We start from the raw sequence: 26,149 nt of genomic DNA, 5'->3' as shown, positions 1-26,149 counted from the left end.
TCCTTCGATGTCATCTCTTTCCATCCGCGCCGCCCGAGCCGCGGTGTCCGTCCGCCTACATCTGAGCCACGCGGCATTCGCCCTTGCCGCGCCCGTCGCCGTCGCGTCGGCGTGGCCCGCAGCGGCGATGGCGCAGACGCCCGGCGCCATTGCCTTCAGCGTCCCGGCCGGCCCGCTCAGCGCGGCGCTGGGGACGTTCGGCGCGCAGGCCGGCGTGATGGTGGCGTCGGACCCGGGCCTGACGGCCGGCGTGACGACGCGGGGCGTGTCGGGAGTCCATGGCGTCGACGCCGCGCTCGAACGCCTGCTGCTGGGCACGGGCCTGCAGGCCGTGGCGCGGGTCGAGGGCGGCTACCGCCTGCGGCAGGCGCCGGCGGCCGGCCCGACCGCGATGCTGGCGCCCGTCACGGTGACGGGCGACGCCACCACGACGGAGGGCACCGGTTCGTATACCTCGCCGGCCGTGACCATCGGCAAGACGGCGCAGGCGCTCAAGGACATTCCGCAGTCCATCACCGTGCTGACGCGCCAGCGCATGGACGACCAGGACATGACCAGCCTGCCGGACGCCGTCAACAACACGGTGGGCATGGTGGGCGTGCAGGGCGTGGGGGCGGGCGTGGCGATCAATGCGCGCGGCTTTCCGGTGGATCTGCTGCAGTATGACGGCGTGCCCTTGCTGCGCAACAGCTACAGCCTGGGCAACTGGGAGCAGGATTCCCTGGTGTTCTACGACCGCGTGGAAATCCTGAGAGGCGCGGCCGGCCTGCTGCAGGGCGCCGGCAGTCCGGGCGGCGCGATCAACCTGGTGCGCAAGCGAGGCGGCGCCGAACCGTCCGTGGTGGTCACGGGCAAGGCGGGGTCCTGGGACCACTACGGCCTGACGCTGGACGCGGGCGGCCCCTTGAACGCGTCGGGCACGCTGCGCGGCCGCATGGTGCTGGACGAGGACCGGAGCCATTCCTACATCGACTATGTCTGGGACAGGACGCGCAACCTGTACGCCGCGCTGGACTATGACATCACAGCCGACACGACGGTGGGCCTGGGCGTCAGCAACCGGTACAGCCGCTCGCGTCCCATGTTCGTGGGCTATCCGCGCTTTGCCGATGGCGGCAGCATCGATCTGCCGCGCTCCACATTCACGGGCTCGACCTGGAATCGCGCCACGAACGACCAGACCATCTTCAACGCGGATGTGACGCATCGCTTCAACGACGCGTGGCGCCTCCGGCTGGCCGGGGTGGCGATGGAGGAAGACAACACCACCGTGCACCAGCGCGTCGCCGGCGCCGTGGAGCGCGACGGCAGCGGCCTGAGCTACGGCAATTTCGGCGTGGATTTCAAGAGCGAGCAGCGCGCCCTGGACATGTCGCTGGCCGGCGACTTCACGGCCTGGGGCATGGCGCAGGAAGTGGTGGTGGGGGCCAACTACTCCAAGCTCACCACGAACGACCGCTTCACGCGCGCCTGGCAGGGCGGCGGCAACATCTACGACATCGATCACCACCGCCCCTGGCAGGACATCGACAGCATCGCGGCCGCCAGCGGCTACGATTCGCGCAGCGCCTACGACATCCGCCAAAAAGGCATCTACGGCACCTGGCGCGTCAAGCCCACGGAGTCGCTCTCGCTGATCGGCGGCGGGCGCGTGGGCTGGTTCGACTACCGCTACAGCGGCGACGGCAGCACGACCACGTCGTCGACGTCGGGCCGCTTCATTCCCTACGCCGGCATCGTGTATGCGCTGAACGACAACTGGTCCGTCTACACGAGCTACACCACGGTCTTCGAACCGCAGACCGAGCGCACCGTGTCGGGCAGCCTGCTCGAGCCGATCGAAGGCAAGAACTACGAAGCCGGCATCAAGGGCGAACTGGCCGGCGGCCGGGTCAACACCCTGCTTGCCGTGTTCCGCTACGACCACAAGAACCGCGCCGTCAACGACTACGACGCTGGGTTTGCCTGCAACGGCTGGTATTGCTCGCGCGCGGCGGGCGAGGTGCGCAGCCAGGGCGTGGAGGCCGAGATCTCCGGCGAGGTCGTCCGGGGGCTCGAACTGTACGCCGGCTATACCTACAACACCACCAAGTTCCTGTCGGACCCCGACAACCAGGGCAAGGTCTTCAATACCTGGACGCCCAAGCACATGCTGCGCCTGTGGGCCAACTACAGGCTGCCGGGCGCGTGGAACCGCCTGAGCGTGGGCGCGGGCGTCAACGCGCAGACGCAGACGATCAGCTCCGACCGTGAGTTCAAGTTGGCGGGATTCACGATCTGGAACGCGCGCCTGGGCTATCAGGCGACGCCGGAATTGAGCTTCGGGCTGAACGTGAACAACGTGTTCGACAAGAAGTATTACGTGCCTTCCTACAACACCCTGGGGGGCAACAACTATTACGGCGAGCCGCGCAATGTGATGCTGACGGTGCGCTACGCGCCGAAGCTGTAAGGCTGTAGCCGGGGCTCGTGTATAACATCCGGGACGGCGCCGCCAATGCGCCGTGCGAGGAGATGATCTTGCGCGAGTTCGTGGCGACGTTCCTGGACGCGGGTGTGCTGGTGCTGGCGGTGCTGGCGTTCCTGCTGCCGGTCCTGTCCGTGCTGGCGCTGTGGCTGCGGGCGCGGCCTGAAAAATATCCGCGCCTGAACACGCCCGGCTGGCGGCGCGCCGGGGTCGCGGTGCTATGGCTGCCGTTCCTTGTCATGGCGGTATATGGCGGCGTCGCGTGGTGGGCGGCGCGGGTCTATGACCGCTATTACTTCTTTGGCCTCTTGATCTGTTTTGCCTGCCTGCTGTGCGCGATGCTGCTGTCGATGGGGGCCTTGTTCTGGATCTGGTCGGCGCGGCGCAGGCTGCCGGATTGACGGGTCAGCACATCAGCGCATCAGCGCGTGCACCTCGCGCATCAGGTCGTCCAGGGTGTAGGGCTTGAGCAGCAGGGGGGCGCCTGACACGGGCGCATTGGCGCCTTCGGCGCTTTCGCCATAGCCCGTGATGAACAGCACTTTCATGCCGGGCCGCAGCGCCTGGCCCATTTCGGCGACCCGGCGTCCGTTCATGCCGCCCGGCAGCGCCAGATCGCAGACCAGCAGATCGATCCGTGCGTTGGCGTTCAGGTGCTTGAGGGCGCTGGCCCCGTCTGTCACTTCGAGCACGGTATAGCCCATTTCTTTCAGGACTTCGGCCGTGACTTCGCGCACCGCGGCGTCGTCTTCGGCCAGCAGCACCGTTTCGCCCTGGGAGACCCGGGGCGGCTCGGCCGTTGCCGCCGGCAAGGCCGCCGGGGGCTCCATCGCCGCCCCGCCATGGCGCGGAAAATACAGGTCGATGTCCGTGCCCTGTCCCGGCTGCGAACGCACGTGCACATGCCCGCCCGATTGCCGGACGAAGTCGTGCACCAGCGACAGCCCCAGCCCGGTGCCCCGTTCAGCCGGCTTGGTGGTGTAGAAGGGCTCGAACATGCGCTGCACGATCTCGGGCGTCATGCCGCAGCCCGCGTCGGACACGCGCAGCAGGACGTAATCGCCGGCCTCGATCCGGAACTCGCGCGTGGCGCCGGTGGGCAGGGCGACTTTGCGCGTCTCGATGCGCAAGGCGCCGCTGGAGGACATGGCGTCGCGGGCATTCAGGCACAGGTTCAGCAGCGCGTTCTCGAGCTGGTGCGAGTCGATCCAGACGGGCCACAGCCCGCGGTCGCACTCCAGTTCCAGCGTGACCGCCGCGCCGGCGCTGCGCCGGATCAGATCCTCCATGTCGCCGATGACCTGGTTGATGTCCACGGCCCGGCGCTCGAGCGGATGGTGGCGGGAAAAGGTCAGCAGGCGGCGCGTGAGGACGCCGGCCTTCGTGGCGCTGCTTTTCGCCACCGCGATGTGGCGCTCCAGCTCGTTGAGCCGGCCCTGCGCGACGCGCTGGCTCAGCAGTTCCAGGCTGCCCGAAATGCCGGTCAGCAGATTGTTGAAGTCATGCGCCACCCCGCCCGCAAGCTGTCCCACCGCTTCCATCTTCTGGCTCTGGCGCAGCGCCTCTTCGGTCAGGCGCAGCGCGTCGGCCTGCGCCTTCTCGGCGCCGATGCGGGCAGTGGTCTCGATGACCGTGTCGATCATCCCGACCACCTTGCCGTCTTCGTCGCGCACCGGGCTATAGCAGAACGTGAAACTTGCCATCTCCGCGCGGCCGTAGCGCTGGATTTCCAGCGCGTAGTCTTCGATGAAGGTGGGCTCGCCCGCGAAGGCGCGTTCCGCGATGGGGCCGATCAGCGGCCAGGCTTCGTGCCAGACCTCGTTGAACGGGCGGCCCAACGCGTCCGGCTTGGCGCCCAGGATGGGCACGAAGGCATCGTTGTAGAGGGAGATCAGCTCGGGGCCCCAGACCAGGCAGGCCGGGAACCGGGATGACAGCACCATGCCCGCGGCGATGCGCAGGGAGGCGGGCCAGGTGGAGAGGGGACCCAGCGGCGTGGCCGCCCAGTCATGGACGCCGACCCGTACGCCCATTTCTCCACCGCTGGCAAGAAAACGAGGCATGGACGGGTCGTTCTGCATGGCGCTCATCTACGTGGCTGGAAGTGATCGATTCTATCCCACCGCCCCCCGGGACGTGGGCACGCCAGCGCCGCTCGGCAGGCTCGTATAAAATAAAAATAATTCCTATTTGCATATGGTCCGAGGTGCGCCTTGCCTGCGCCGCAATCTTCCTGCGCCGATAACGTCACGAAGCTTTATCGAGAACACCACGGCTGGCTGGCGACGTGGTTGCGCGGAAAGCTGGGCAGTTCTTTCGATGCCGCCGATCTGGCGCACGACACGTTCGTGCGGCTGATGGCCGGACGGCGCAGGCAGGAGGCGGGCGCCGAGCCGCGCGCGCTGCTGACCCACATCGCCAAGGGCCTGGTGGCGGATCACTGGCGCCGCCGCGCGGTGGAAGACGCGTATCTCGCCGCGGTGGCGCAATTGCCCGCGGCCGAGGCGCCGTCGCCGGAGGCGCGCGCACTCATCCTGGAAACGCTGCACGCCATCGATGCCGCCCTGCGTTCGCTGTCAGCCCGCACGCGCGAGGCTTTCCTGATGTCGCAGTTTGATGGCATGGGTTATGAGGAGATCGCGCGGACGCAGCGCGTATCGCTGTCCACCGTGAAGCGCCACATGCAGGCCGCGTTCGCCGCCTGCCTGATCGCCTACCAGGCGGACGCGCCGTGAACGCGGCCATCGACCCCGCCATCCTGCAGGAAGCGGCCGGCTGGCTGGTGCGCTTGCAATCCGAGACCCTGTCGGTGGCGGACCGCGCGGCCTTCGACCGCTGGCGCGCGCGCAGCGCCGCGCACGAAGCCGCCTGGCAGCGCGTCGAGGCGATGCTGCGCGGCTTCGGCCAGGTGCCGCCGCGCCTGGGCGGGCAGGCGTTGCGCCAGGCCGACCGCGCCGCACGCCGGCAGGCCTTGCGCGCGTTGGCTGGGTTGCTGGTGCTGGGACCCGCGGCGTGGATGGGCGCGCGCGAACTGCCCTGGCGCGAATGGCGCGCGGACCTGCGCACGGCGACGGGCGAGCAGCGCCGCGTGGCGCTGGCCGATGGGACCGAGCTGGTGCTGAACACCGGCAGCGCCGTCGATGTCGACTACAGCCCCACGCAGCGTGTCCTCTGGCTGCGCGGCGGCGAAATCCTGCTGACGACAGGGCGCGATCCTGCGCCGGTCCACCGCCCCTTCGTCGTGCAGACCGCGCAGGGCAGCCTGCGCGCGCTGGGCACGCGCTTCCTGGTCCGGGAAGAAGGCGGCCGTGTCCGCGTCGCGGTGTTCGACGGCGCGGTGCAGGTCCAGCCCGCCCGGACGGATTCGGGCCTGGTGCTGGCGGCGGGCGAGCAGACCGTCTTCACCGCGCGCGAGGCCGCGGCGCCGGTTGCCGCCGACGGCGCGGCGGCGTCGTGGGTGGACGGCATGCTGGCCGCGCGCAATTGGCGGCTGGCGGATCTGGTGGATGAACTGGCCCGCTATCGGCGGGGCGTGCTGCGGTGCGATCCCGCGGTGGCGGGGCTGCGGGTGTCGGGCGCCTTCCCGCTGAATGACATCGACGCCAGCCTGCGCCTGCTGGAAAAGACGCTGCCGGTCAGGGTGAGCCGGATGACGCCGTTGTGGACGACGGTGGGGCCGCGCGCCGCGGTTACAAATTAATCGCCGATGGCCTGACACTTTTTTCCGCTTCGTCCGGTGTACCGGGTGAACCGTCGCGACACGCGCGCCACCCCGACACCCACGAAGGATCGTTTCATGGTTATCCGAATCTCCCGATCGCCGCGCCCGCCCCGCGTCCGCGCCGTCCTGTCGCCCGCCGCGGCCCTGGCCCGCGCCGCCGGCCTGGGACTGGCGCTGCTGGCCGTTGCGGGCGCGCCGGCGCTGGCGCAGGCGGCCGAGCCCGCCGCTGCCGCCGCGCGCAAGTCGTATGCCATCGCGGCGGGCCCGCTGGGCGACGTCCTGGCGCAGTTCGCGGCCGCGGCGGGTGTGCCGCTGTCGTTCGACCCCGCAATGGTCGCGGGCCTGCACAGCGACGGCCTGCAGGGCGCCTACTCCGTGCGCGAGGGCTTTGCCCGCCTGCTGGCCGGCTCTGGCGTTGCCCTGTCGGAACAGGGCGGCGGGGCGTATGCATTGCGCAAACTGCCGGCCGCCGCGGGCGAGGCCACCCTGCTGCCCGCGGTCACCGTGGATGGCGCGGGCGTGGGACCGTCCACGTTGCCGGTCGAATTCGCCGGCGGACAGGTCGCCCGCGGCGCCCGGCTCGGCCTGCTGGGCAACCGCGATGTGATGGACACGCCGTTCAACGTCACCAGCTATACGTCCGACCTGCTGGCGAATCGCCAGGCCGTGACCCTGGCCGACGCGCTGACTGTCGAGCCGTCCGTGCGCTTTACCGGCCAGATCGGCGGCGTGACCGACTCGTTCTACATCCGCGGCTTTCCCATCGGCGAGGGCAACCTGGGCGAGATCGCGTTCGACGGCGTCTATGGCGTGGCGCCCAACTACCACGTCTTCACCGACTACATCGAGCGCGTGGAAGTGCTGAAGGGGCCGGCGGCGCTGCTGTACGGCATGTCCCCCAACAGCGGCGTGGGCGGCGTGATCAATATGGTGCCCAAGCGGTCGCTGCCCGACGACCTGACCCGCGTGTCGGCCGACTACATGGCTGATTCGCAATTCGGCGCCCGCGTGGACCTGAGCCGCCGCTTCGGCGACGCCGGCGAATGGGGCGTGCGGGTCAACGGCATGCACCGGCAGGGCGATACGCCGCTGGACAACATGAACTCGCGCACGAGCATCGGCGCGCTGTCGCTGGATTACCAGGGCGAGCGGCTGCGCGCCTCGCTGGACCTGCTGACCCAGCATGAAAAGATCGACACCCCGACGCGGCCGTTCCTGGTCGCGCCCGGCATCGCCGTGCCGCGCGCGCCCGATGGCCGCCGCAACGCCACCCAGCCCTGGGGCTGGTGGAAATCGGACGGCGAGTCGGCGCTGCTGCGCGTGGAGTACGACATCAGCGACCGCCTGACGGTGTTTGCCGACGCGGGCGGCTCGGACACCTTCGTCTCGCGCCTGTCGGACCAGACGCCCACCATCGTGAACGAAGCCGGCGACACGGTGGTGACGCCGAACAACTTCCGCTTCCAGGTCAACCGCAGCACCTACAACGCCGGCCTGCGCGCGCAGCTGGACACCGGGCCGGTGCGCCACGCGGTGACCGTCATGGGCAGCCTGTACAGCGATCGCAACCTGCAGGCCAGCGTGAACGGCACGCCGCTGACGTCCAACATCTACGATCCGATTACGCGTCCGGCGCAGCACATCCCCGCGCCGGCCAACGTGCCCAAGGTGTCGTCGTCCGACCTGTCCGGGCTGGCGCTGGCCGACACGCTGAGCATCCTGGACGATCGGGCGCAGCTTACGCTGGGCGTGCGCCACCAGCGCATCGAATCGCGCAACTTCAATGGCGCGACCGGCGTGCGCACCGTCAGCTACGACGAGAGCGCGACCACGCCGCTGGCCGGGCTGGTCATCAAGCCGTGGCGCAATGTCTCGTTCTACGCCAATTACATCGAAGGCCTGAGCAAGGGCGACGTGGCGCCAGCGACCGCCACCAATGCGGGCGAGGTCTTCAAGCCGTACAAGGCCAGGCAGAAGGAAGTGGGCGTCAAGGTGGAACTGGACAGCGCCATGGTGACGCTGAGCGCGTTCGAGATCACCAAGCCCAGCGGCCAGCTCACCAACGGCGTGTACGCCGCGGACAGCGAGCAGCGCAACCGCGGGCTGGAGCTGAACGTGTCCGGCGAGCCGCTGCGCGGCCTGCGCCTGCTGGGCGGCGTGACTTTCCTGGACGGCGAGCTCACGCGCACCAACAGCGCCGCCACGCGCGGCAATCGGCCGGTGGGCGTGCCGACCGTCGCGGTCAACCTGGGCGCCGAGTGGGATACGCCGTGGGTGGCTGGGCTGACGCTGACCGGGGGCATGATCTACACCGGCCGCGAATACATCAACCAGGCCAACACGCAGTCCGTACCGTCATGGACCACGTTCGACCTGGGCGCGCGCTACGCCGTCAAGGTCCAGGGCAAGGACGTGACGCTGCGCGCCAACGTGGTCAACGTGTTCAACCGCGCCTATTGGTCGGGGGTGGCGTCGTACGGCACGATTTCCCAGGGCGTGCCGCGCACGGTGATGCTGTCGGCGTCGATGGATTTCTGAGGGCGGGCAAACGCGCTACGGCGACGGCGCGTCGTGCAGCATCAGGTCCAGGCCGACGCGCTCGCCGCTGCGCACGCGGCTGATGGCCTGGCGCGCCGTCACGCGGTAGACGCCCTGCGCGCCCCGCACCGGCCGGTGCGATACCGCGATCACCGCCGCGTCGCCCAGGCCCAGGGGCAGCACCATCGGGCGCGACTGCATGCGCGGGCGCTGCTCGGTCATGACGGTTTCGCCGCCCGTGTAGTCCACGCCGGGCTCGGACAGCAGGACGATGAGCCGCAGCGGAAAAACATCGGTTCCGTCGGCATGCTGCAGCAGCGGCTGGTAGCCGCCGGCGGCCAGGCGCCGGAGGGCGGTCAGGCCGCGCGATTGACCGGCCCGTCGGTTCTGGCGCGCGTAGGCGGCCAGGTCGTCGGGATACGCAACGTCCTGGCCCAGCGATTGCGCCCAGGCGCGCGCCACGGGCAGCAGCCGGGTGTAGAGATCGGCGCGCAGCCGGGCAATCGGCGCCGGGAGGGGATCGGCAAGCGGCCCGTCCAACGCCTGCAGCCGCGCCAGCGCGCGCGCGTCGTCCGGCGCGTACAGCGCGGGCAGGATCGCCCAGCCCTGCGCATCCAGGTCCCGCGCGATGCGGGGCCAATCGTATTGGCCGAGCGGCCGGTGAGGGGGCGTGGTCATGGTCATGGGGGGGGGCAGGGCGGCAGCCGCCGCCGTCGATACGAACGTACAGCGTAGCCAGGATGCGGCGCGGAGACACTCCGCGGCTTGCTGTCCGGCGGCCGGGCCGCCGTGCAGTATGCTTACCCGCTTCATGGATACTCCCCCGGCTGCCTGCAATGACTGATTTTCCCTTTGACGCCGTGCTGTTCGACTGCGACGGCGTCCTGGTCGATTCCGAACCCATCACCAGCCGCGTGCTGACCGAGATGCTCAATGAACTGGGCTGGGGCATCACGCATGCGCAGACGATGGAGATTTTCACCGGGAAGGCGGTCAAGGACGAGTTGCCGCTGATCGAGGCGCGCACCGGCGCCCGGATCTCGCCCGCATGGTTCGACCAGTTCCGCCAGCGCCGCAACGACGCCCTGGACCGCGATCTGCTCGAGATTCCCGGCGCGCCCGGCGCGGTGCGCGCGCTGCACGAGGCGCTGGACGGCCGCATCGCCGTGGCCTCGGGGGCGGACCGGCGCAAGGTCGAACTGCAACTGGCCAAGGTGGGCATTGCGGACTGCTTCGAGGGCCGGGTCTTCAGCGGTCACGAAATGCCGCGCAGCAAGCCGTTCCCGGACGTGTACCTGGCCGCCGCGCAGGCGCTGGGCGTGGACCCGGCGCGCTGCGCCATCGTCGAAGACACGGTGACGGGCGCGACGGCGGGCGTGGCCGCGGGCGCCACCGTGTTCGGCTACAGCCCCGGCGACCTCGGCCACAGCGGCGCGCAGGCGCTGCGCAGCGTGGGCGTGTCGCATGTCTTTACCGACATGCGGCAGTTGCCGGCGCTGCTGGCGGGCTGGCAGGCGGCGGCTGCCTGACGCCAGCCGGCCGGCGCGGGCCTCAGCGCCCGTGCGGGGCGTATTGCTCGCCGCCGTCCAGGTCGATCACGGTGCCGCTCAGATAGCCCGCGCGGGGCGAGGCCCCGAACACGATCATGTCGGCCACCTCGGCCGGCTCCATCAGCCGCCCGAAAGGCAGGTCCGACAGCGTGTCCTGCCAGCGCGATTCATCGCCCCAGCGCGCCTGCGCGCGCTGCCGCGCCAAGGTCAGCACGCGGTCGGTGCGCGTGCGCGACGGGTTGACGCCGAACACCCGCACGCCGTGGCGCGGCGACTCCCCGCCCAGCGCCCGCGTGAACGCGATGAGCGAGGCGTTGGCCGCCGCGCCGCAGATATAGTCGGCGCGCGGGGCCGAGCCCGCCATGCCGATGATGTTGGCGATGACGCCCGACCCCGCCTCGCGCATCCGGGGGTAGTAATGGCGCGCCAGGCCGATGTAACCGTGCACCTTCAGTTCCCACCCCGCGCGCCAGCGTTCGTCCTGCACCTGGTCCAGCGCCCCGCCCGGCACCGCGCCCGCATTGTTCACCAGGATGTCGACGGGGCCGGCTTCTTTGCACAGGCGTTCCGCCGCGCCGGGCTGGGCCAGGTCCAGCGTGACCGCATCGGCCTGCCGGCCCGTCTGCTCGCGGATCGCCGCGGTGGCGCCATGCAAGGCGGCATCGTCGCGCGCGACCAGTATCGGCTCGGCGCCTTCCCGCGCGAAGGCGATCGCGCAGGCCAGGCCGATGCCCTTGGAAGCGCCCGTGATGAGCACGCGTTTACCCGCCAGCTGCAAGTCCATGTGGAACTCCTGTCGATGCGCGCCGGCCGGCGCGGCCATGCAGGAGTTGTAAACCGGATGAGCGGTGCCGTGTCGGCCCGAGATGCGACAGAATCAGACACGCGGGACGTCCGCCGCGATCGCCGCGCCGCCTGCTATGCTCGGTGCTTCACGGCTCCAAGGAATCGTCGATGGCGGAAATCTGGCTGGAAATCTGGACCACGGTGCGTAGCGAATTCGCCGACATCCCCGACGTGGGCGAGGCGACGCGCATCGTGCTCCGTTTGGGCATGGCCGTCCTGCTGGGCGGTCTGCTGGGTTACGAGCGCGAACTCAAAGGCAAGGCCGCCGGCTTGCGCACGCATATGCTGGTGGCGCTGGGCGCGGCGATCTTCGTGCTGGTGCCGCTGCAGGGCGGCATGGACGTCGGCGACCTGAGCCGCGTGCTGCAGGGCGTCATCGCCGGCATCGGCTTTCTGGGCGCGGGCGCCATCATCAAGCTGGGGCAAGAGCGTGAAATCCACGGTCTCACCACCTCGGCCAGCATCTGGATGACGGCCGCCATCGGCGTGGCCGCGGGCATGGGGCGCGAGGCCACCGCCTTGGTCAGCACCCTGATTGCCCTGTTCGTGCTGGCCGTGCTGCGCCGCGTCGAGGCGCGCATTTCCGCCGGGCAGGATAAGAGCGTGATCTCGACGGGCGGCAAGTAGCCCGTTCAACTGCCGCCCGATACCTCGATGAACGAGCCGCTGGTATAGCCGGCCTCGTCCGAGAACAGCCACATGACTGCGCCGGCCACCTCCTGGACGGTGCCGCCGCGGCGCAGGGGAATCACGCTTTTGAGCCGGTCGACGCGGCCGGGTTCGCCGCCGCTGGCGTGCATCTCGGTGTAGATCGTGCCGGGGCGCACGCCGTTCACGCGGATGCCTTCGGGCGCGACTTCCTTGGACAGGCCGATGGTCAGCGTGTCCATCGCGCCCTTGGACGCCGCGTAGTCCACGTATTCATTCGGGGAGCCCAGGCGCGCCGCGGCCGAGGACACATTGACGATGGCGCCGCCCTGGCCGCCATGGCGCGGCGACATCCGCCGCACCGCTTCGCGCGCGCACAGGAAGGCGCCGACGACGTTGGTGGACAGCACCCGGTGCAGGCGGGCGGCGTCCATTTCCTCGACGCGCATCTGCTTTTCCAGGATGCCGGCGTTGTTGACCAGCGCATCGATCCTGCCCAGGCGCTCATCCAGCGTGCGGAACATGCGCATCACCTGATCTTCCTGCGCGACGTCGCCCTGGATGGCGATGGCCGTGCCGCCGCCGCGCTGGATCTCGTCCACGACGGCCTGGGCGGCATCGGCATTCGCGTGATAGTTGACGCCCACCGCGTAGCCGCGGCGGGCGGCCAGCTTGGCGACGGCGGCGCCGATGCCGCGGCTGCCGCCTGTGACCAGCATGACTTTGGACATGGTTTTCTCCTGTTCTGGCCTTGCGTGTTATGGCCTTGCGCATCGGGGGCGAACGTACTGGGCCTCAAATACCCCAGTCTCAAATACCCGGACCTCATGGATGCGGGCCTTATTTATCCGGGTCCCACCTTAGCAAAGGCCGACGTTCAGATCCATACGTCGTTGGGCGCGCTGCGCGGCCCGCCCTGGTCGCCGGTGTTGACCACGCCGCGCGGCTCGATCAGCATGACCTGGACTTCCTCGGGCGCACAGGGCTTGTGCTCCACGCCCTTGGGAATCACGGTCATTTCGCCGGGGCCCAGGTCGATCTCGCCGTCACGCAGCGCGATGCGCAGCCGGCCCTGGATGACGATGAAGGTCTCGTCCGTGTCGGCATGCGCGTGCCAGACGAACTCGCCTTGCAGCTTGACGAGCTTGAACTGGTAGTCGTTCATCTCGGCGATGACCTTGGGCATCCAGTGTTCCTGGATCAGCGCCAGCTTGGCGGCAAGATTGATGGGGTGCGGGGAAGGCATGGGGGCGTCGCCGTGGGGTGGGAAAGCCCTCACGATACGCCCGCGACGGGGGGCCGTCTTGTACGATCGAGCAGGTTTTGGCGGCGCCGCGCGTCAGGCCCGCAGCATCCGCCGCCAGCGGTCGGGCGCCATGCCATACGCCTGCACATGGCGGCGCGTGAGGTGGCTTTGATCGGTGAATCCGGCGTCCGCCGCGGCCTGCGCCAGCGGGCTGCCCGCCGCGATGAGGCGGCGCGCAAGGTCCAGGCGGCGCAGCATCACGTAGCGGTAGGGGCTGGTGCCGAACAGCGCGCGGAAATCGCGCGACAGGCGCCAGCGGTCGGCGCCCGCCGCGCGCGCCAGGTCGTCCAAGGTGATCGCCTGGCCCAGCGAGGCGTGCACGTACTGCCGTGCGCGCTCGGCCGCGGCATGGTCGGGCAGGCGCCGGCCCGTCTTGCGGCCTGCGGCCGCGCACAGCGCGTGGGCCAGTTCGAAGAGGGCGTCGTCCTCCTGCAGCGGATCGATAGCCTGGCCCGTGGCCTGCAGCAGGGCGTCGCTGGCCGCGTACAGCCGGGGATCGTCGCTGATGCCGTCGCGGATGAAAGGCAGCGGCCGGCCGCCCAGGATCTGCTGGATGAGGGCCGGCTCCACGTAGATCATGCGGTAGTGAAAGCCGGCCTCGGTTCCGGCCTGGCCGTCGTGGGCCTCGTCCGGATGCAGCACGAGGGTGCCGCCCGGCAGGCTGTGCCGCAGCCCGCGCCGGTAGTGAAAGCTCTGCACACCCGCCAGCGTGCGCCCGATGGCGTAGGTGTCGTGGCGGTGCATGTCGTAGCCATGGCCGCCGAAATAGGCCTCGATGCGCTCCAGGCGGCTGGAAGGCGCGGCGCGCCGGATCCAGTCCTGGCGTGACGGTTGGCGCGCCATGTCCGGACCCCGGCGCTAGGCCGGCTGCTTCAACTGGACCAGCACGAACTCGTTGCCGTACAGGTCGATGAAGTGGGCGTAGGCCGCGGTTTCCTCTTGCACGGGGTCGCGGGTGAAGCGCACCCCCTTGGCCGCGAACTGGGCATGGTCGCGCAGCACATCGTCGGTGTAGAACACCCCAACCGGCTGGCCGCCGGTCTGGTCGCCCACGCGGTCGCGCTGCGCCTGCGTCTGGGCCTGCAGCAGCCACACGCCGACCGCGGGCTGATCGTGCAGGCGCAGGTGCACATAGCGCTGCTGGCCGACAGGCATGTCGACAAAAACCTCCATGCCGAGCTTGTCCCGGTAGAAGGCGATGGCGGTGTCGTAGTCGTTCACAAGCAGGACGAGACGGCCCAGCGTATGCATGTCAGGTTTCTCTTCAAATGGATCGTGCGGCCATGCTAACCCACCGGGCAGCCTTTTATCGTCAATCGGCCGGGTCGGCCTCGCGCACCAGGCGCATCCCGACCAGCGGATAGCGCGTTTCCTGTGTATTCCAGTTGCGGTACGAGGCGCGGGTGTACAGCGCCCAGGTGTGCCAGGAGCCGCCGCGGCGCACGCGCACGTTGCCGGTGGCCGGGCCTTGCGGGTCGTCGGTCGGCGAGTTGGCGTAGTAGTCCTCGCCGTACCAGTCCGAGACCCATTCCCAGGCGTTGCCGTGCATGTCGTACAGGCCGAACGCGTTGGGGGCGTAGCGGGCGACCGGCGCGGTGAATGTGTTGCCGTCGCGGCGGGACGAGGCGTAGACCTGCCATGTCGGCCACAGGGGGGCGGCGTCCGCGTCGAAGCCATTGCCCACGTCGGGCATCCCGGCCGGGTCGTCGCCGTTCTGGTAGCGCGTGCGGGCGCCGGCGCGGCAGGCATATTCCCATTCGGCCTCGGTGGGCAGCCGGTAGACGCGGCCTTCGGTTCGGGTCAGCCACTGCGCCAGCGCCATGGCGTCGTTCCAGCTGATGTTCACCACGGGGTGATCGTCGTCCTGCGCAAAGCCGGGATTGCGCCAGGAGTACCGGCGGTCTCGGCCTTCGAAGGCGTCGCCGGAGGCGGAGGTTTCGGGGTCGTAGGCGGCGTTATAGCCATAGCCGCCCGTGCCGTCGGCTTCAGACTCCGGGACGTAGCCGGAGGCTTCGATGAAACGCCTGAACTGGCCCACGGTGACTTCGGTGCGCGCCAGATAAAACGGCCGGGTAATGCGCACGGTGTGCACCGGCGCTTCGTCCGAGAGCTGGGCGTAGCGGTCGGGCGGATAGTGGGGATAAGCGGCGGCAAGCGCCTGGGGCGTCTCGTCGCTGCCCATCTGGAACGTGCCGGCCGGCACGGGCACGAATGTCATGCCCAGGGAGTTTTCGACGACGGCAGGCGGCGCGGCCGCGAGAGCAGGCGCGCGGATCAGGGCGAAAAGCAGGGCGCAAAGCAGGGCGCGGGCAGTGCGGGTACGCATGGGGCTCCGAGGGGCGGGGCGAGGGGAGCGCCATAGTAGGGCCGGCGCGTTCCCGCCGCCAGACGCGGCGAACCCGTATTGCGTGGCGGACCGCGGGATCGCGGGGCCGGTGCGCGGCGCCGGCTAGCCCGCCTTGCGCAGGGTGAAATTGATGCGCCGGCTGCCCAGGCGCGGATGCGGCAGGTCTTTCAAGGGCATGACGCCATGAAAGCGCAGCCGGTCCACCCCGCCCCAGACGACGACGTCGCCGTGAAAGAGCGGCACCCGGGCGGCCCTGTCCCCGCGCTCGTCGCCACCGAACAGGAACAGGGCCGGCATGCCCAGCGAAACGGACACGATGGGCGCGCCGTAATCGCGTTCGTTGCGGTCCTGGTGCAGCGACAGGCGCGATCCGGGCTCGTAGCGGTTGACCAGGCACGCATCCGGCGAGAAACCGGGAAAGCCGGCCTCCCGCGCCGCGTCCTGCGCCAGTTGCCTGAAGGCGTCCGGCATCGCGGGCCAAGGTTGGCCGGTCTGCGGGTCGATGCGGCTGTAGCGATACCCGCGGGCGTCCGTGGTCCACCCCAGTTCGCCGCAGTTGGTCAGCGCCACCGACATCGTGTAGCCGCCCGGCGTCACCATCTGCCGGAAAGGCGCCTGCGCGGTCACGGCATCCACGCCGGCCAGCAGCGCCTCCACCGCCGGCAGCGCATAGCCGCGCAGCACCACCGACTGCGGGCCGAGCGCCACGCGCCCGTGCTGGGCGGGATCGTCGCCGCCAAAAAGATCCAGGGTCGGGGTCATGTCACACCGCGTCGTGGAAGATGAGGCCCAGCGTGTGGCGCCGCCCCGAGCGCAGTTCGCTGACGCCATGGCGCATGGCCACTCGGCGCCAGCCGCGCGCGCCGGGCACCGGGCGCTGGTTCACGGTAAAGACCAGGGCATCGCCCTGTTGCAGGGGCAGGACGTCGGCGCGCTGCTCGCGGCTGCCGGTTTCGGTCATGACGAATTCGCCGCCGGTGAAATCCACGCCAGGCCGGGACAGCAGCACGGCCACCTGCAAGGGAAAAACGTGTTCGCCGTACAGGTCCTGGTGCAGGCAGTTGTAGTCGCCCGGTCCGTATTGCAGGATCAGCGGCGTCGGCCGGCGCTGGCCGGCCGCGTGGCAGCGCGCCAGAAATGACGCATGGTCGGCGGGGTATTGCACATCGATCCCCATCTGCCGGTTCCAGCGGTTGGCGATCGGCGCCAGGTGCGGATACAGCCCGCCGCGCAACTGCCGGGGCAGGTCGGGCAAGGGGTAGCGGAAGTACTTGTACTCGCCCCGGCCGAAGCCGTGGCGCGCCATCACGGTCCGGCTGCGGTAGCGTTCGTCCGCGCCGTAGGCGTCGGACAGGCTGGCGCATTGGGCGGGCGTCAACAGGGCGGGCAGGATGGCGTGGCCGTGCGCATCCAGGTCGGCGGCGGCGCGGCTCCAGTCCCACTGCGCGAGCAGGGCGTCGGCGGGCGTCTTGGTCATGGCGGGCGGAAAATGTCTGAAATCCGTGTCCAGTCTACGCCTTGCGCGCGGGCGGGCCACTCCGCTTGTTGCCAGTCTTACAGCAAAGGCTCCAGCGGCAGCCGCGACGCGATCCACACCGTCAGGCGCTGCCAGAGCGTGGCGCCCGGCTCGCGGTCGTGGCGCACGGTCTGGCCGTCGCGCGTGTCCAGCCAGTAGAGCTTGCCCATCTCGTCGATCCGCACGCGGTAGGCGGTGCGGGCAAGCTCGTCGTCGAACGTGTCCTCGATGTGCCGCGCCAGCGTCGGGCTGTTGATGACAAAGCCCAGTTCGGTGTTCAGGCGCGCCGAGCGGGGGTCGAAGTTGAACGAGCCGACGAACACGCGCTCGCCGTCCACGGCAAAGGTCTTGGCGTGCAGGCTGGAGCCCGAACTGCCGAAAGGCCCCAATCCCCTGTTGCGCTCGACGGGTTGGGCCATCCGCTTCATTTCGTAGAGCTCGACGCCGGCGGCCAGCAGGTCCTTGCGGCGCTTGGCGTAGCCCGAGTGCACGACCGCGACATCGGTCGCTTCCAGCGCATTGGTCAGCACCCGCACCTTGACGCCATTGCGCGCCATGTTGGCGAACGCGCGCGTGCCCGCCGCCGTGGGCACGAAATAGGGCGACACCAGCACCAGCGCCTTGGCCGGCACGCCCAGGATGTCCTGCAGCTGGTGCGGCAGCATCGCTTCGCGCGGCGCGGTGCCCAGCGTCTTGCGCGGGTCGTCGCTGACCATGCGCGTCTGCGTCCACTCCATGGGAAGTTCGCCGCGCAGCAACTGGCGTATGAACGGCAGCTCGCGCATGGCCTGCGCATACGCGGCGGCTTCGGGCGATCGTTCGACCGTGGCCGCGTCGGCCTCCAGCTCGTCCAGCTCGTTGGAAGCGGCCTTCTTGAGCAGGCCAGACACCGGATACGCGGAATCGCTGCTCCAATACCGATCGAAGTCCGCCGACACGTCGCCGACCGCCGCGCCGATGGCCAGCACGTCCAGGTCCGTGAACAGCACGCCATGGGTGGCGCCGAAATACTCGTCGCCGATGTTGCGCCCGCCGACGATCGTGGCCTGGTTGTCCGCGGTGAACGACTTGTTGTGCATCCGGCGGTTCAGGCGGGAAAAATCCGTCAGGTAGCCCAGCGGCTTGGGCCAGCGCACCGCGAAAGGGTTGTAGAGCCGCACGTCGATGTTCGGATGGCCGTCCAGCGCGGACAGCGTCTGGTCCAGCCCGGACGTGCCGTTGTCGTCCAGCAGCAGGCGCACCCGCACGCCGCGGTCGGCCGCGTCGTGCAGGGCCTCCAGCAGCATGGTGCCCGTCATGTCGTCGTGCCAGATGTAGTACTGCACATCCAGGCTGCGTTCGGCCGCGCGCGCCAGCATCATGCGCGCGGCGAAGGCGTCGTGGGGGTGGGCCAGGGCATGGATGCCGGATTTGCCGGGATGCGCGGCCACGAGCGGGGCGATCGCCTGGCCCAGCGGCGTGGCCTGGGCTTCTTCAGCGGTGAGCGCGTGCGACACGCTGCGCTCGTGCAGCGAGGGGAGGGAACCGGTAGTCAACGCGCAAAGAAAGGTCATGTAGGGGAGTCAGGCCGTTGGCATGACCGCTATTGTGCCGAATCCGGCGCGGTTCTTTCCTAGTGTCCCGGTTGCCGGGCGGGATCCGCATTGGGGAATACACGCAGTCGACCGAATTTCATATCTGGGATAAATTCCCGATTATGGAAAAATCAACGACCGCCGCCGACGCCGGGCTGGATCATCGTCTTGCCGCCCGCCTCAAAATGCTGCGCCAGGACCGGGGGTGGTCCCTGGACGATCTGGCCGGCCGCGCCGGCATCAGCCGCGCGACGCTCTCGCGGCTCGAAAATGCCGAGGTCAGTCCGACCGCCAGCGTGCTCGGCAAACTGTGCGCCGCCTATGGTCTGACCATGTCGCGCCTGATGCTGATGGTCGAGGACGACTTCGTCGCCCGGGTGCCCGAACAGGCGCAGGCGGTGTGGGTGGACGACTCCGTCGGCTTCCGGCGCCGGTCGGTGTCGCCGCCGTCGCAGCGGCTCGCGGGCGAGGTGCTGGCCTGCGAACTGGCCGCGAACGCCCGCATCGCCTATGAACAATCGCCGCGCCCGGGGCTGGAACACCATCTGCTGATGCTGGATGGCGAACTGTCCATCACCGTGGATGGCCAGGCGCATCGGCTGCTTCCGGGCGACTGCCTGCGCTATCAGCTGTTCGGCGCCAGCGCCTTCGCGACCCCGCCGCACAGCGGCGCCCGTTATCTGCTTTTCATCGTCTGAGCCCCGCCATGACCTCTGCCTGCCTTGAAGTGATGCCGCTGCCGGCCGACGCCGCCGCGGCCGCCGTGCCCGAGCTCGCCACCCTGCTGCACGCCTGCGTGCACGCGGGCGCCAGCGTCAGTTTCGTCTTGCCCTACACCCTTGAGGACGCGGCGTCGTTCTGGCGCGGCAAGGTGCTGCCGGGCGTGCGGAGCGGCGCGCTCACCCTGTGGGCGGCGCGCGTGGACGGACGGATCGCGGGTTCCGTGCAGCTCGATACCGACACGCCGCCCAACCAGCCGCACCGCGCCGAGGTGCGCAAGCTGCTGGTGCATCCGGACTGGCGCCGGCAGGGCATTGCGCGCCGGCTGATGCGCGAGGTCGAGGCCATGGCGGTCCGGCTGAACCGCAGCCTGCTCACCCTGGACACGCGCACGGGCGACGCGGCCGAGCCGCTGTATGCGGCGCTGGGCTATCAGACGGTGGGGGTGATTCCGGGCTTTGCGCGCGATCCGGTCGACCCGGCCAAGGTGGACGGCACGACGATCATGTACAAGCAGCTCTGAACGGCGTGCCCGGCGAGGCGATCAGGCCAGCGGCTTGATGCCCACGCTGTAGGGCGGCGCGTTGCCGCGGGCCGCGGCCTTGATCTTGAGCATGGAGCCGCCGGGCGTGAATTCGAACTCCTGGTAGGGCACCTCGAACCACTGGTGAAAACTCGTGCGCGAGAATTCCGGCACCCATACCTTGGCCCGCTTGGCGTCGCAGTGGAACTCCACCAGCGTGCAGTCGATGCCCAGCGGACGGGTGTTGCCGATACGGTAGCTGGCGCGCAGTTCGGCGCGCGCGGTCTTGCCGGGCTGCCAGGGCAGGCCGATGGATTCCATGAAGTGTTCGATCGCCTCAATGCCGCGATACATAGCTGACTCCGAAAGCTGCGGGGCAAAAGGCGCCGCAATGATCCGCCGCGCGTGGCGGCGGCAAACAGACGGATTATCCGCCATATCGGGCGGGCCTGCCGGCCGCGCCGGATGTCCGCGTCCGGACGGCCCCGCGCGCATCGCCGTAGAAATAGGCAGGTTTCACGCAAGATCGAGCCTGTACGGGCCTATCCCCGGTTCTTACTATCCTGTCCAGGGCCGTGCTGGCCATCGGCTCTGCGGAGCGCGCCAGCCTCGGACCGGGGGGGGCAGGCATCTCGCCGGCCGCCGCGAGCAAGGGAAGGGAATCACATGAACACGGAAAAAATCTGGCTGGTGACGGATGCGTCGGCGGGGTTGGGCCTGGTGCTCGTCAAAATGCTGCTGGACCAGGGCCACAAGGTGGCGGCCACGTCGGGCGACGGCGATGCATTGCTGGAGGCGGTGGGCGCCAAGCTGGAAGGCCGCTTTCTGCCCCTGACGGTCAACCTGGCCGACGAACGCGCCGTGCGCCGCGCCGTGGACGCGACCATTGCCGCGTTCGGCGGCATCGACGTGGTGGTGAACGGGGCGGGGCAGGGGCCGCAAGGGACGCTGGACAGCCTGTCGGATGCGCAACTGCGCGGCGCCTTCGATACCCATGTGTTCGGCGTGCTGAACGTCATCCGCGCCGTGATGCCGCGCCTGCGCGCGCAGCGCGGCGGGCATGTGTTCAACATCTCGTCGATCCTGGGCTTTGACGGGCGCTGCGCGCAGTGGGGCGCCTACAGCGCCGCCAAGTTCGCGGTCAGCGGCCTGACCGAAACCCTGGCCGCCGAGGCCGCGCCGCTGGGCATCCGCGTGTCGCTCGTCTATCCGGGCGCGATGCGCGCCGGCGATCCCGGCGGTTCGCCCGAACTGTCCGCGCGCGGGCCGCGCGCGCCGGACCAGGGCGGCGATCCGGTCAAGGCGGCGCAGGCGCTGATCCATGCCGCGCAGGCCCAGTACGCGCCCCTGCACCTGTTCCTGGGCCGCGACGCATTCGACCAGGCGCGCGGCAAGATCCAGGCGGTGCAGCAGGAACTGGCGCGCTGGCGCGAGATGTCGGTGTCGATCGGCTTCGTGGATGAACGGCGGCTGGCCGCCTAGGCCCCGATGACCGCCAGGCCGCGCGCGGCCTGATAGGCGCCCAGCAGCGCCAGGCTGACCATGAAGCACAGTTTGAACGTGCGCGCCGACAGCCGGTGACGCAGCCGCTGGCCCAGGGCCATGCCGGCCAGCGCGGGCAGCAGCATCAGGAGCGAGGCGCCCGCGGCGCCGGCGGTGTATCCGCCATTCAGTCCCAACCCCGCGGCCAGCGCCACGGTCGAGACCGTGAAGGAAATCCCCATGGCCTGGATGAGCTGATCCTTGTCCAGATCCAGCGCCTGCAGATACGGCACGGCGGGGATGACGAACACGCCCGTGGCGGCAGTGATCACGCCGGTGAGCGCGCCGGCGGCCGCGCCCAGCAACTGGGCGCGGCGGGGCGGCATATCTGGCGGCAGTTGGGGCGGCGCGCCGAACAGGCCCCAGGCGGCATAGGCCGCCAGCGCCAGTCCGAGACACACGCCGGCCCACTGGCCGGAGGGTGGGCCCAGCCACAGCGCGCCGGCGAGCGTCCCGGCGCAGACGCCCGCCTGCATGCCCGCGATGCGGCGCAGGACCGCGCCCAGCGTGGCCCAGGGCCGCGCCTGCCAGAGATTGGTGATCAGCGACGGCACGATCAGCAGCGCTGCCGCCTGCGCCGGGGCCATCACCAGCGCCAGCAATGCCATGGAAATGGTGGGCAGGCCCAGGCCCACGACGCCCTTGACCACGCCGGCCAGCACGAACACGGCAACGATGGCGCCCAGCAGCGCCGGATCGAGGAGGTTCATGCGGCCTCGCAGGGGGCGGGCGGCGCGTGCCGCCGGGCAGCAAAGATGTCACGGTCCGATCCGCGTTTCGCTTCGGCCAGGCCTGAGGCAGGGTTCGCCATCGCGGCCAACGCCGACGGCGGCCGGCGCGTGGCGAAAAGGTGCAGGATTGCGATATGCACGGCATTTCCTAATCGGGGTGGGTACGGGTCGCATTCTGTCGTGCGTGATGCACACGTGCCTATCGGGATCTTGCGTACCCAGGCTATGGCAGCGCCTGAGGCTGGCGTGCTACGCTTTTTTCATGCGATTCGACCTGACCGATCTTCGTCTCTTTCTCAACGTGCACGAAAGCGGCTCCATCACGGGCGGCGCGCGCCGTTCGCACATGACGCTGGCGTCGGCCAGCGAGCGCATCCGGGGCATGGAAGACGCGCTGGGCGTGGCGCTGCTGGTGCGCGAGCCGCGCGGCGTCGACGCCACGCCGGCCGGACGTACCCTGGTCCACCACGCCCGGCTGGTGCTGGGCCAGATCGACCGCATGCGCGGCGAGCTGGACCATTACGGCCTCGGCCTGGCGGGGCACGTGCGCGTGCTGTGCAACACCACGGCGCTCAGCGAATACCTGCCGCCGGTGCTGGGCGCGTTTCTCAAAGACCATCCGCGCATCTCCGTCGACCTGGAAGAGCGGCTCAGCCACGAGATCGCCGATGCGCTGCGCGCCGGCGCGTGCGACATCGGGGTGCTGGCGGACTCGGCCGACCTGCATGGCCTGCGCACGCGCATCTTCCGCCACGATCCGCTGACACTGATCGTGCCGCGGGGCCATCCGCTCGCGGCGCGGCCGCAGGTGCAGCTGGACGACGTGGCCGGGCATGAATTCGTGGGACTGGTGCAGGGCAGCGCGCTCGAGGAACACATCGCGCACCACGCGCGCCGCAGCGGCAAGCCCTTGTCCTACCGCGTGCGGCTGCGCGGTTTCGAGGCCGTCTGCAGGATGGTGGGGCAGGGCGTGGGTGTCGCCATCGTGCCGCGCGCGGCCGCCGTGCGATATGGCCGCGCGGCCGGGGTGGCCCGGGTGGCGCTGGCCGACGCGTGGGCCGACCGCGACCTGGTGCTGTGCGTGCGCGACGACCTGCCCGCCTATGCGGCCGACCTCGTGGCGTACGCCTTGCGTGACGCGCCGGTGGCGCCTATCGCGCGAACAGCCGGCGTCCCGGCAGATGCCCGCGGTCGAACCAGGAGCCCGACGCGACGGCCGCCAGGATGATCAGCCCATACAGGCACATCGCCACGGCCGAGAACACGAAAAACACTGTCAGCGAGCCGGTCAGGTGCAGCGCGATGCCGCCCGCGCCGATGCCGACGAGCAGGCGCAGGAATCCCGCGGTGAGCGGCCATTTCAGGCGCCCCGCGCCCTGCGACGCGAAATACAGCGAAAAGCCCAGCGCAAAAAAGCCATACACCGGACCGACGATGCGCAGGTAGTCCGCGCCGGCCTGCAGCATGTGGTCCTGCGCGCCGAACAGGCGCAGCCACGCTTCGGGAAAGAACGCCGCCGCCAGCCCGATGGCTTCGGCCAGCACGAAGGCCATCGCGCCGCCGGTCAGGGCGATGCGCATGGCGCGCTCCGGTTGGCCCGCGCCGATGTTGGACCCCACCATCGCCACCATCGGGGCGCCCAGGCCGAAGGCAATCGGCATCAGCAGATATTCCAGGCGCACCGCGACCCCGTAGCCCGCCAGGGCGGCCTCGCCCGAATAGGCGCCCACCAGCGCGGCGGTCAGGGCCACCAGCGCGTTGGTCAGCAGCGGGTTGATGGTGGCCAGCGCGCCCACGCTCAGGATGCTGCGCATGAGTCCCGCGTGCAGCTTGCTGGATACCAGCCGGGCCGCATTGCGGCCGCTGGCGCAGTACGCGCCCAGGATGAGCGTGCCCACGGCGTAGTAGATCACCAGCGCCCAGCCGCCGCCCGCCACGCCCAGGGCCGGGAAGGGCCCCCATCCGAAAATCAGGCAGGGCGAGAGCGGCACCAGCAGCAGCGCGCCGCCGCAGATCACCGCGCCGGGCACCAGCATGTTGCCCGTGCCGCGGATGGCGCTGGCGAACGCGTTCATCAGCCACATCAGGACGATGCCGCCGAAGATGACGTTGGAATAGGCCAGCGCCGCGTCGAGCGCCGCGCCCTCGGCGCCCAGCGCCCGGTACAGCGCCGGCCCGAACGCCAGCAGCAGCACGCAGAAGACGATGCCCAGCAGCGCATTGAGGACGACGGCGTGCAGCACGAGCTGGTCCGCTTCAAGCTGCCGGCCTCCGCCCAGGGCCCGCGCGACGGCGGCGGAGATTCCGCCGCCCATCGCGCCCTGCGACATGTTCTGCATCAGCATCAGCACCGGCACCACCAGCGCCACGCCCGCCAGCACGGGCGTGCCCAGCCGCGCCAGGAACCAGGTCTCGATCAGGCCGGTGGAGGACTGCGCGAGCATCATCAGGATATTGGGCCAGGCCAGCCGCGCGAGCGTGGGCGCGATGGGGGCGTGAAGCATGGCCTGCAAGCGCGCATTGGCGGGGCGGGGCGGGGCAGTCGCTGGCATGGACGGGGCAGGCCTGTGAAAAAGGTCGATAAAATTTACGTGCATATGCCAATATCTGTCAATCACGCACTGGAAATCACGCACTGGACGCGGGACCGCCCCGGCAGTAGCGTTATGTCCTCACCCGCAGACTTACCCATGCCGCCTGCCATGTCCGATGCCCCGCCTCTTGGCGCCGCCGTCCCCACGGATCCGCTCATCTGCAACGGCGCCGCGTTGCGCAAGGCGACGCGCCGCGTGTCGCAGCTCTACGACTCGGTGCTGGCGCCGTGCGGACTGAAAGTCTCGCAGCATTCCATCCTGGTCCATATCGCGCGCGCCGGGTCGCCCTCCATGACGGACCTGGCGCGGGCCATGGTGCTGGACCGGTCCGCGCTGGCCCACAACCTCAAGCCCCTGCAGCGCGACGGCTATGTGCGCATGATGCGCGACCCGCTCGACGGCCGCAGCCGCCGGGTCGAACTCACCGAGACGGGCCGCGCGAAGCTGGCGGAGTCCCGCCGCCTCTGGAAGGACGCGCAACAGCGCTTCGAGGCGGCCTACGGCGCGGAGCGCGCGGCGGCCCTGCGGCGGTCGCTGGCGGACATCTTTTCCGACGAATTCGCGCTGGCCTTCAGCCGCGGGTAGACGCCGTGCGCTTTCGGGCCGGGGACGGGGCTGGCCCTGCCCGCGCCCGCCCCAGCGCCAGCGCCGCGCCCAGCACGCAGGCCATGCCGGCGAGCTGGCTGGCGGACAGCGCTTCGCCCAGCAGCCCCGCGGCCAGCAGCACCGCCGATACCGGCGCCAGGGCCGTGAACATTGCCGCTTCCGCCCCGTCCACCCGCGCAGCGCCCGCGTACCAGAGCAGGAATCCGCCCACGGTGGGCACCAGCGCGTAGTAGCCGACGGCAAGCAGCGCGGCGGGCGTCAGGGACACGGTCCAGGGCGCTTCGACCAGGCAGACCAGGGCCGAAAACGCCAGTCCGAAGCCCGTCATCAGGGTCGACAACGCCAGCGGCGCGACCGGCGTGCGCAGTCGCTTGTTCAGGAGGATGAAGAGGCCTTCGCAGGCCACCGCGCCCAGGATCAGCGCGTTGCCCGTCAGCGACCCCGCGCTCCCCGCGTCGTGGGCGTTGCGCGACATCAGCCACACGCCGAACGCGGCGATGCCGATGGCGGCCAGCGCCGGCTTGCCGGGCCGTTCGCGCAGCACCAGCATGGCGATCGCGGCAGTCACCAGCGGCAATGTGCCCAGGATGATGCCGCCGTCCACCGCCGAGGTGCGCTGGAGCCCGGCGATGAGCAGCGTCGTGTAGCCGACGCTCCCGGCGACGGCCTGTACCGCCAGCAGCAGCCAGTCGTGCCGGCCCAGCCGGGGGAAGCGCGCGCCGGTGGCGGCCATCAGCAGGGCGAAGCAGGGCAGCGCGATCGCAAAGCGCAACGCGGTGGCGGTGAAGGGCGGGAGCCGGCGCCGATGATCTTGCTGACGGTGACCGTGCTGCCCACCAGCACCATGGCTGCCGCCAGGTAGACGTGGCCGCGCCTTCGTTCGCTGATGCCCATGGTGTGCGTCCTTGTGGAAAAGGCGC

General features: G+C 69.9%; 26 protein-coding genes and 1 pseudogene. 12 read left to right on the top strand and 15 right to left on the bottom strand.

The genetic code is table 11. The features are described from left to right. Positions 1 to 7: 7 nt before the first annotated feature. Both BXA00_RS03815 and BXA00_RS03810 read left to right on the top strand, forming a co-directional pair. Positions 8 to 2,452 carry a TonB-dependent siderophore receptor gene (locus BXA00_RS03815; RefSeq protein ID WP_083714163.1) on the top strand — a complete coding sequence of 815 codons (2,445 nt, stop codon included), beginning with the start codon at positions 8 to 10 and terminating at the stop codon, positions 2,450 to 2,452. A 68-nt stretch (positions 2,453 to 2,520) separates the two neighbouring features. Then, positions 2,521 to 2,868, top strand: a complete 348-nt coding sequence (locus BXA00_RS03810; protein WP_076516357.1) for a hypothetical protein — start codon at positions 2,521 to 2,523, stop codon at positions 2,866 to 2,868. A 12-nt stretch (positions 2,869 to 2,880) separates the two neighbouring features. Here the strand turns inward: BXA00_RS03810 and BXA00_RS03805 are convergent, their stop codons facing one another. Beyond that, positions 2,881 to 4,557, bottom strand: a complete 1,677-nt coding sequence (locus BXA00_RS03805; RefSeq protein WP_231952198.1) for an ATP-binding protein — start codon at positions 4,555 to 4,557, stop codon at positions 2,881 to 2,883. A gap of 123 nt (positions 4,558 to 4,680) precedes the next feature. Between BXA00_RS03805 and BXA00_RS03800 the strand changes: the two genes are divergently transcribed. From BXA00_RS03800 to BXA00_RS03790, 3 genes are all read left to right on the top strand, one after another. Continuing rightward, positions 4,681 to 5,202: a sigma-70 family RNA polymerase sigma factor gene (locus BXA00_RS03800; RefSeq protein ID WP_076516355.1), complete on the top strand. Its 522-nt coding sequence runs from the start codon at positions 4,681 to 4,683 to the stop codon at positions 5,200 to 5,202. Further along, positions 5,199 to 6,167, top strand: coding sequence for a FecR domain-containing protein (locus BXA00_RS03795; protein WP_076516353.1), 969 nt, complete (start codon positions 5,199 to 5,201; stop codon positions 6,165 to 6,167). The genes BXA00_RS03800 and BXA00_RS03795 overlap by 4 nt, the downstream gene beginning before the upstream one ends. A gap of 96 nt (positions 6,168 to 6,263) precedes the next feature. Further along, complete coding sequence (locus BXA00_RS03790; protein WP_076516351.1) at positions 6,264 to 8,726, top strand: TonB-dependent receptor; 2,463 nt, start codon at positions 6,264 to 6,266, stop codon at positions 8,724 to 8,726. Between the two features lie 15 nt (positions 8,727 to 8,741). Here BXA00_RS03790 and BXA00_RS03785 read toward each other — a convergent pair whose 3' ends face one another. After that, complete coding sequence (locus BXA00_RS03785; RefSeq protein ID WP_076521777.1) at positions 8,742 to 9,404, bottom strand: 2OG-Fe(II) oxygenase; 663 nt, start codon at positions 9,402 to 9,404, stop codon at positions 8,742 to 8,744. 158 nt (positions 9,405 to 9,562) lie between these two features. Between BXA00_RS03785 and BXA00_RS03780 the strand changes: the two genes are divergently transcribed. Then, positions 9,563 to 10,255, top strand: coding sequence for an HAD family phosphatase (locus BXA00_RS03780; RefSeq protein WP_076516348.1), 693 nt, complete (start codon positions 9,563 to 9,565; stop codon positions 10,253 to 10,255). A 22-nt stretch (positions 10,256 to 10,277) separates the two neighbouring features. Here BXA00_RS03780 and BXA00_RS03775 read toward each other — a convergent pair whose 3' ends face one another. Further along, complete coding sequence (locus BXA00_RS03775; protein WP_076516346.1) at positions 10,278 to 11,060, bottom strand: SDR family oxidoreductase; 783 nt, start codon at positions 11,058 to 11,060, stop codon at positions 10,278 to 10,280. 170 nt (positions 11,061 to 11,230) lie between these two features. Between BXA00_RS03775 and BXA00_RS03770 the strand changes: the two genes are divergently transcribed. Then, positions 11,231 to 11,749: an MgtC/SapB family protein gene (locus tag BXA00_RS03770; protein ID WP_076516344.1), complete on the top strand. Its 519-nt coding sequence runs from the start codon at positions 11,231 to 11,233 to the stop codon at positions 11,747 to 11,749. A gap of 5 nt (positions 11,750 to 11,754) precedes the next feature. Here the strand turns inward: BXA00_RS03770 and BXA00_RS03765 are convergent, their stop codons facing one another. The 8 genes from BXA00_RS03765 to BXA00_RS03730 form a co-directional block, all read right to left on the bottom strand. Beyond that, positions 11,755 to 12,501 (bottom strand): SDR family oxidoreductase, encoded by a 747-nt coding sequence (locus tag BXA00_RS03765; protein ID WP_076516342.1) that lies wholly within the window; start codon positions 12,499 to 12,501, stop codon positions 11,755 to 11,757. 146 nt (positions 12,502 to 12,647) lie between these two features. Continuing rightward, positions 12,648 to 13,016, bottom strand: coding sequence for a cupin domain-containing protein (locus tag BXA00_RS03760; RefSeq protein WP_076516340.1), 369 nt, complete (start codon positions 13,014 to 13,016; stop codon positions 12,648 to 12,650). A gap of 93 nt (positions 13,017 to 13,109) precedes the next feature. After that, on the bottom strand, positions 13,110 to 13,919 hold the full coding sequence (locus tag BXA00_RS03755) for an AraC family transcriptional regulator (protein ID WP_076516338.1): 810 nt from the start codon (positions 13,917 to 13,919) through the stop codon (positions 13,110 to 13,112). 15 nt (positions 13,920 to 13,934) lie between these two features. After that, complete coding sequence (locus BXA00_RS03750) at positions 13,935 to 14,327, bottom strand: VOC family protein (protein ID WP_076516336.1); 393 nt, start codon at positions 14,325 to 14,327, stop codon at positions 13,935 to 13,937. 61 nt (positions 14,328 to 14,388) lie between these two features. Further along, a complete protein-coding gene (locus tag BXA00_RS03745) occupies positions 14,389 to 15,402 on the bottom strand; it encodes a formylglycine-generating enzyme family protein (protein ID WP_076516334.1) in 1,014 nt (337 codons plus the stop codon). 123 nt (positions 15,403 to 15,525) lie between these two features. Further along, positions 15,526 to 16,185, bottom strand: coding sequence for a DNA oxidative demethylase AlkB (alkB, locus tag BXA00_RS03740; RefSeq protein ID WP_076516332.1), 660 nt, complete (start codon positions 16,183 to 16,185; stop codon positions 15,526 to 15,528). Position 16,186: 1 nt separating this feature from the next. Continuing rightward, complete coding sequence (locus BXA00_RS03735; RefSeq protein ID WP_076516330.1) at positions 16,187 to 16,900, bottom strand: 2OG-Fe(II) oxygenase; 714 nt, start codon at positions 16,898 to 16,900, stop codon at positions 16,187 to 16,189. Between the two features lie 77 nt (positions 16,901 to 16,977). Next, entirely contained in the window at positions 16,978 to 18,492 is a 1,515-nt protein-coding gene (locus tag BXA00_RS03730; RefSeq protein WP_076516328.1) for a phospholipase D family protein, read from the bottom strand. Between the two features lie 143 nt (positions 18,493 to 18,635). On the opposite strand from BXA00_RS03730, the gene BXA00_RS03725 reads away from it, so the two are divergent. Both BXA00_RS03725 and BXA00_RS03720 read left to right on the top strand, forming a co-directional pair. Continuing rightward, a complete protein-coding gene (locus BXA00_RS03725) occupies positions 18,636 to 19,211 on the top strand; it encodes a helix-turn-helix domain-containing protein (RefSeq protein ID WP_076516326.1) in 576 nt (191 codons plus the stop codon). Between the two features lie 8 nt (positions 19,212 to 19,219). Continuing rightward, the gene (locus BXA00_RS03720) at positions 19,220 to 19,756 is read left to right on the top strand and encodes a GNAT family N-acetyltransferase (protein ID WP_076516324.1); all 537 of its coding nucleotides are present in this window, start codon (positions 19,220 to 19,222) and stop codon (positions 19,754 to 19,756) included. 21 nt (positions 19,757 to 19,777) lie between these two features. Here the strand turns inward: BXA00_RS03720 and BXA00_RS03715 are convergent, their stop codons facing one another. Next, a complete protein-coding gene (locus BXA00_RS03715) occupies positions 19,778 to 20,110 on the bottom strand; it encodes a hypothetical protein (protein WP_076516322.1) in 333 nt (110 codons plus the stop codon). Between the two features lie 312 nt (positions 20,111 to 20,422). On the opposite strand from BXA00_RS03715, the gene BXA00_RS03710 reads away from it, so the two are divergent. Continuing rightward, on the top strand, positions 20,423 to 21,238 hold the full coding sequence (locus tag BXA00_RS03710) for an SDR family NAD(P)-dependent oxidoreductase (RefSeq protein WP_076516320.1): 816 nt from the start codon (positions 20,423 to 20,425) through the stop codon (positions 21,236 to 21,238). On the opposite strand, the gene BXA00_RS03705 is transcribed toward BXA00_RS03710, so the two are convergent. Then, complete coding sequence (locus BXA00_RS03705) at positions 21,235 to 22,008, bottom strand: sulfite exporter TauE/SafE family protein (RefSeq protein ID WP_076516318.1); 774 nt, start codon at positions 22,006 to 22,008, stop codon at positions 21,235 to 21,237. The genes BXA00_RS03710 and BXA00_RS03705 overlap by 4 nt on opposite strands. A gap of 283 nt (positions 22,009 to 22,291) precedes the next feature. Between BXA00_RS03705 and BXA00_RS03700 the strand changes: the two genes are divergently transcribed. After that, positions 22,292 to 23,257 (top strand): LysR substrate-binding domain-containing protein, encoded by a 966-nt coding sequence (locus tag BXA00_RS03700; protein ID WP_076516316.1) that lies wholly within the window; start codon positions 22,292 to 22,294, stop codon positions 23,255 to 23,257. Here the strand turns inward: BXA00_RS03700 and BXA00_RS03695 are convergent. Continuing rightward, positions 23,181 to 24,533: an MATE family efflux transporter gene (locus BXA00_RS03695; RefSeq protein ID WP_076521776.1), complete on the bottom strand. Its 1,353-nt coding sequence runs from the start codon at positions 24,531 to 24,533 to the stop codon at positions 23,181 to 23,183. The two genes, BXA00_RS03700 and BXA00_RS03695, sit on opposite strands and share 77 nt — an antisense overlap. Positions 24,534 to 24,731: 198 nt before the next feature. Here BXA00_RS03695 and BXA00_RS03690 point away from each other — a divergent pair, with 198 nt between their 5' ends. Continuing rightward, positions 24,732 to 25,208 carry a MarR family winged helix-turn-helix transcriptional regulator gene (locus tag BXA00_RS03690; protein WP_076521775.1) on the top strand — a complete coding sequence of 159 codons (477 nt, stop codon included), beginning with the start codon at positions 24,732 to 24,734 and terminating at the stop codon, positions 25,206 to 25,208. On the opposite strand, the pseudogene BXA00_RS03685 reads toward BXA00_RS03690, so the two are convergent. Next, positions 25,195 to 26,123, bottom strand: a pseudogene (locus BXA00_RS03685) (DMT family transporter). The gene BXA00_RS03690 and the pseudogene BXA00_RS03685 overlap by 14 nt on opposite strands. Between the last annotated feature and the right edge of the window lie 26 nt (positions 26,124 to 26,149).

Origin of the sequence: Achromobacter sp. MFA1 R4 (genome assembly GCF_900156745.1) — a bacterium.
Taxonomy (GTDB): domain Bacteria; phylum Pseudomonadota; class Gammaproteobacteria; order Burkholderiales; family Burkholderiaceae_B; genus Achromobacter.
The sequence above is the reverse complement of the archived record's forward strand: the minus strand, read 5'-3'. Positions and strand labels throughout refer to the sequence as shown.

What these genes read in the sequence shown, in the direction of transcription:
- BXA00_RS03780 (WP_076516348.1), top strand. Translation starts at nt 9,563, where the DNA reads ATGACTGATTTTCCCTTTGACGCCGTGCTGTTCGACTGCGACGGCGTC.
- BXA00_RS03770 (WP_076516344.1), top strand. Translation starts at nt 11,231, where the DNA reads ATGGCGGAAATCTGGCTGGAAATCTGGACCACGGTGCGTAGCGAATTC.
- BXA00_RS03730 (WP_076516328.1), bottom strand. Translation starts at nt 18,492, where the DNA reads ATGACCTTTCTTTGCGCGTTGACTACCGGTTCCCTCCCCTCGCTGCAC.
- BXA00_RS03695 (WP_076521776.1), bottom strand. Translation starts at nt 24,533, where the DNA reads ATGCTTCACGCCCCCATCGCGCCCACGCTCGCGCGGCTGGCCTGGCCC.
- BXA00_RS03725 (WP_076516326.1), top strand. Translation starts at nt 18,636, where the DNA reads ATGGAAAAATCAACGACCGCCGCCGACGCCGGGCTGGATCATCGTCTT.
- BXA00_RS03750 (WP_076516336.1), bottom strand. Translation starts at nt 14,327, where the DNA reads ATGCATACGCTGGGCCGTCTCGTCCTGCTTGTGAACGACTACGACACC.
- alkB (WP_076516332.1), bottom strand. Translation starts at nt 16,185, where the DNA reads ATGACCCCGACCCTGGATCTTTTTGGCGGCGACGATCCCGCCCAGCAC.
- BXA00_RS03715 (WP_076516322.1), bottom strand. Translation starts at nt 20,110, where the DNA reads ATGTATCGCGGCATTGAGGCGATCGAACACTTCATGGAATCCATCGGC.
- BXA00_RS03815 (WP_083714163.1), top strand. Translation starts at nt 8, where the DNA reads ATGTCATCTCTTTCCATCCGCGCCGCCCGAGCCGCGGTGTCCGTCCGC.
- BXA00_RS03745 (WP_076516334.1), bottom strand. Translation starts at nt 15,402, where the DNA reads ATGCGTACCCGCACTGCCCGCGCCCTGCTTTGCGCCCTGCTTTTCGCC.
- BXA00_RS03775 (WP_076516346.1), bottom strand. Translation starts at nt 11,060, where the DNA reads ATGGACTTGCAGCTGGCGGGTAAACGCGTGCTCATCACGGGCGCTTCC.
- BXA00_RS03765 (WP_076516342.1), bottom strand. Translation starts at nt 12,501, where the DNA reads ATGTCCAAAGTCATGCTGGTCACAGGCGGCAGCCGCGGCATCGGCGCC.
- BXA00_RS03790 (WP_076516351.1), top strand. Translation starts at nt 6,264, where the DNA reads ATGGTTATCCGAATCTCCCGATCGCCGCGCCCGCCCCGCGTCCGCGCC.
- BXA00_RS03720 (WP_076516324.1), top strand. Translation starts at nt 19,220, where the DNA reads ATGACCTCTGCCTGCCTTGAAGTGATGCCGCTGCCGGCCGACGCCGCC.
- BXA00_RS03690 (WP_076521775.1), top strand. Translation starts at nt 24,732, where the DNA reads ATGTCCGATGCCCCGCCTCTTGGCGCCGCCGTCCCCACGGATCCGCTC.
- BXA00_RS03785 (WP_076521777.1), bottom strand. Translation starts at nt 9,404, where the DNA reads ATGACCACGCCCCCTCACCGGCCGCTCGGCCAATACGATTGGCCCCGC.
- BXA00_RS03755 (WP_076516338.1), bottom strand. Translation starts at nt 13,919, where the DNA reads ATGGCGCGCCAACCGTCACGCCAGGACTGGATCCGGCGCGCCGCGCCT.
- BXA00_RS03760 (WP_076516340.1), bottom strand. Translation starts at nt 13,016, where the DNA reads ATGCCTTCCCCGCACCCCATCAATCTTGCCGCCAAGCTGGCGCTGATC.
- BXA00_RS03710 (WP_076516320.1), top strand. Translation starts at nt 20,423, where the DNA reads ATGAACACGGAAAAAATCTGGCTGGTGACGGATGCGTCGGCGGGGTTG.
- BXA00_RS03700 (WP_076516316.1), top strand. Translation starts at nt 22,292, where the DNA reads ATGCGATTCGACCTGACCGATCTTCGTCTCTTTCTCAACGTGCACGAA.
- BXA00_RS03705 (WP_076516318.1), bottom strand. Translation starts at nt 22,008, where the DNA reads ATGAACCTCCTCGATCCGGCGCTGCTGGGCGCCATCGTTGCCGTGTTC.
- BXA00_RS03735 (WP_076516330.1), bottom strand. Translation starts at nt 16,900, where the DNA reads ATGACCAAGACGCCCGCCGACGCCCTGCTCGCGCAGTGGGACTGGAGC.
- BXA00_RS03805 (WP_231952198.1), bottom strand. Translation starts at nt 4,557, where the DNA reads ATGAGCGCCATGCAGAACGACCCGTCCATGCCTCGTTTTCTTGCCAGC.